Origin of the sequence: Eggerthella sp. (assembly GCF_048329335.1) — a bacterium.
Lineage (GTDB): Bacteria > Actinomycetota > Coriobacteriia > Coriobacteriales > Eggerthellaceae > Eggerthella > Eggerthella lenta.
Window position 1 is genome coordinate 1 of the sequence record NZ_DBFEGU010000166.1, and the last position, 3,424, is coordinate 3,424.

At 61.6% G+C, this 3,424-nt stretch carries 3 protein-coding genes; 1 reads left to right on the forward strand and 2 read right to left on the reverse strand.

Annotated features, from left to right (window positions below; translation table 11 throughout):
• Window positions 1-155: 155 nt before the first annotated feature.
• Together ACMO6A_RS05395 and ACMO6A_RS05400 are read right to left on the reverse strand one after the other, a co-directional pair.
• Complete coding sequence (locus ACMO6A_RS05395; RefSeq protein WP_114519586.1) at window positions 156-785, reverse strand: endonuclease domain-containing protein; 630 nt, start codon at window positions 783-785, stop codon at window positions 156-158.
• Window positions 786-1,377: 592 nt separating this feature from the next.
• Entirely contained in the window at window positions 1,378-1,914 is a 537-nt protein-coding gene (locus ACMO6A_RS05400) for a hypothetical protein (protein ID WP_009306484.1), read from the reverse strand.
• 624 nt (window positions 1,915-2,538) lie between these two features.
• On the opposite strand from ACMO6A_RS05400, the gene ACMO6A_RS05405 reads away from it, so the two are divergent.
• Window positions 2,539-3,270: a response regulator transcription factor gene (locus tag ACMO6A_RS05405; protein WP_009306482.1), complete on the forward strand. Its 732-nt coding sequence runs from the start codon at window positions 2,539-2,541 to the stop codon at window positions 3,268-3,270.
• Window positions 3,271-3,424: the final 154 nt, after the last annotated feature.

Genomic DNA, 3,424 nt, shown 5'->3' on the forward strand with positions numbered 1-3,424 from the left:
GGACGGAGGGCTTCGCATCTCGGACGGGTTCCGGGCTCGAGTTTCCCACCTGCGGTTTTGTCGAGATCCCTCGATCGGCGCTCCCTCGGCTTTCTTCAAGGAATCAAACGTCGCGGTTTTTTGTGCGAATCGCAGCCTGGAAGATGCATCGAAGGTCAGTCGTACCCTATTGGGAGGCCGAGCTGTCTGCGGAGTTTCAGCTTCCTCGAGTGGTAGTTTGCCACGCGCACCTGCGATCGCTTTCCGAGGTGCTTGCGGATCCTGTCCGCGATCGCATCGGTGGCGACTAGGCTGTCCAGCTCGTCATTGGTGACGGAGACGACGGTCCATCCCATGGAAGCGAGCGCATTGGTTCTTCGGGAGTCCTCGATGCGCTTCTCTTCCCCGGAGTGCGATTCCCGACTTTGGTACTCCACATCAAGCTTCGCTTCCGGCCAGCATAGATCGCACCGGAAACACGATTTGCCCGTGAGCGCTTGTGCGGCCGGGTTGGCTTTCACCTCGTAGTTCATGCGGGGAATGCCCAGCCCGTATCCGCCGTACATCATGGGCAGGCCGAGGAGGATGGCTTTCTTGGTCTCGCGCGGGGAGGCCGAATTGTCGGCGACATAGCGCAAGGCTTTCGCGGCTTTGGCTGCGCCACGAAGCGACGGATTCCGGGCGGCGAAGTCTGCAAGGGAGCGGACTGAGGACAGGGGTTCGACCTGATAGGCGGACGACGTGCCGGTTCGTTTGGTTTGATAGGAGCCACACAGCTCGTAACCGAGTTCGAGCAGCGCGATCATGCTGTCTTCTTGGGCTGCGATATGCACGAAGGCGAGGGGTGCGGAGCTTACGTACGCGCCGTTGCCGAGCCGGTGAAAGGGGTGTCCGTGCAAGGTCGTTTTGCATACGCGCACCGTGAAAGCGCTTGTAGATCTGCATTGGGATACGCGAGACACCAGAAGATGCGCAGGCTGTTCGAGCATCATGGATGGGTGCAACGTTTCGAGCGATTCGAGGGCCTGCCGAAAGGCGCACATGCTAGGCGCTCGATCCGGCATCGTGTGCGCTCCGCTGCGCAAAAGGGTTCGCTCTCGCGGGCCGGTCGTGCGCAGGATCTGCAAAGCGGTTTCGTATCCGAAGCATATCGAGGGTGAAGCCACCGCGCCTCCTCAGTGCCCTTGGGTTGAGAGGATCTTACGGGCGTGGTAGGGGAAACGAGGGCACGGTTTCCGCAATGGGCCGCCTCGTGAGGAGGGGCGCTCGCACTGGCTCTTTGTTGCCGATATTCTAGCACGCGAAAGGCGGTGCGGGAATGCGAGTGCAGCAAGATGCAAGCGACCGACGGCCAGGCCGACAGCCGGTTCCATCTTGCCGCCACGATCGGGTGCGCGCCTATTCGGCCGCATCGGCGTTTAGCGCATCCCCCTCTTCCTCGATGGCCTGCACCTCGATCACTTCCATGATGAGGCGACCGAAATCGGGCGCGGTGGCCGAGGTGATGACGGGCCCGCCGATCTTCTTCTCGGCTGCTTTGCGCGCGATGCCCGCCACCTCGCCGCCTGAGCGTGCGACCTCGCGGTGCTCGGGGAGGCTTTCAGGGTCGGTCGCTCGCTCGACCTCGGCCGTGGTGGCTTCCGCCAGCGTGCTCAAAGCTAGCTCTAGGTCGCTCATGTTGTCGCGCAGGCTTTCGTTGGCGAGGCCTTTGAAGGTTTTGTACTCGCGGGCGGTCAGATCCGACCAGGCGTGATATATGTCGTTGGTCAGGATGGCGTATTCGGAATTGGTTTTCACGCCGCGTTCTCGCCATTCGAACGTCAGGTTCTTCCTCGCGCGAATGGAGAACAGGGGCTGGCTGATCCAGTCCTCGGTGTAGCCTTTGCGGCGGTAGTACTCGATGGCGCGTTCGATGGCGAGCTCGGGGTCGAACATTTCGTCGATGCGCTCTTTGCCGACCTGTGCGAGCCACAGCTTGAACGGCTCGGCCTTGGGCGAGGGGATGGACCGGACGAGGCGCAGGATCTGCTCGGTGGTGCCGGCATCGGTGCGGTAGAACTATTGTCTTCCGCAGACTGCGTTTTCAGTTGGCTGCATTCTGCAACCAACCGACCGCCTTCCTCTTCGAGGCGATGCTTGAGCGCTCTCCGATAGGTGCGAGCTTCGGGGCTTTCCGTCAACATCGCCATCGCGTCCATGATGGAAAAGTTCCCGACTTATGCGCTGCTCTGCCATGAAAAAGGCCGAAAAAGGCAATGTCCGTGACTTATGTGCGCTCCGAAAGGCTCCAACCTTCTCTTTTTTGCGGCTCTCGCAATTCAAAAGATTCTGTGACCAGGTATTTCCCTGATCACGTTCACGATGAGGCGCGCAGAAGTCTAAGACTTGCTTGGCGGAAGTGCGCATAAGTAGGGGACATTGCCGTTTTCGGCCTTTTCCATGGCAGAGCGCGTTTCACTGCCGGTTTTGCCGTTTGGGCTTGGAGCGAAAAGAGGGTGCGTGCGGTTGCGGCTCTCGAAATGCGGGTTCCCGCGTTTGCCTTGCGGTACAATACCCTCTATGAGCGAACCGGCATCCATAGTGATCATCGAGGACGACGCCGACATCAACGAGGTGGTGGCGGTGCATTTGCGCCGCAACGGGTTCGCTTGCACGCAGGCCTTCTCGGGCAGCGAGGGGCGGCTGCTGCTTTCCGGCTCCGAGCCGTTCGACCTCGTGATCACCGATCTCATGCTGCCGGGCATGGCGGGCGAGGACGTGGTGCGCCTCGTGCGCGCCCGCGGCGACATGCCCGTCATCGTGATGTCGGCGCGCACGACCGCCGCCGACAAGGTGGCGCTGCTGAAGCTGGGCGCCGACGATTACCTGACCAAGCCCTTCGACCTCGACGAGCTGCTGGCTCGCGTGCAGGTGCAGCTGCGCCACGCCGACGTTCGCCGCGCATCCGCGTCCGGCGCGCCTTCCGACGAGCGCCTCCCCGAACCCGCCGCCGCAACCGCGATGCGCTACAAAGACTGGACGCTCGACGTCGACGCCCGCACGCTTTCGGTGCGGGAAGAACCCGTGCGCCTCACGCGCCTTGAGTTCAACATCCTCGAAGCCCTCGTGCGACGTCCGCGCAAGGTGTTCACGAAGCGCGAGCTGTTCGAGATCGCATGGAACGAGGAAAGCGCGGTCGAGGAGAAGGCCATCAACGTGCACGTCAGCAACATCCGCAGCAAGCTGCGCGCCGCGCATTCGGCCGGCGAGATCGAAACGGTATGGGGCATCGGCTTCAAGCTGGCCGAATGAGCGGTTCGCTTGCCGTCGCGCGCATTCTTACAACTTTCTTAACGTTTTCGGGAAGGTTCCCTAACGCCTTCTCCGTATCGTGGATGACAGAGCGTTCACGGCAGGAGTAGGCGGGATTGCTGCAGCGAGCCGCATAACCTTGAAGGTTCTGAGG

Excerpts from the sequence above, each read along its gene's own strand:
- ACMO6A_RS05395 (WP_114519586.1), bottom strand. The coding sequence starts at position 785 with ATGATCGCGCTGCTCGAACTCGGTTACGAGCTGTGTGGCTCCTATCAA.
- ACMO6A_RS05400 (WP_009306484.1), bottom strand. The coding sequence starts at position 1,914 with ATGTTCGACCCCGAGCTCGCCATCGAACGCGCCATCGAGTACTACCGC.
- ACMO6A_RS05405 (WP_009306482.1), top strand. The coding sequence starts at position 2,539 with ATGAGCGAACCGGCATCCATAGTGATCATCGAGGACGACGCCGACATC.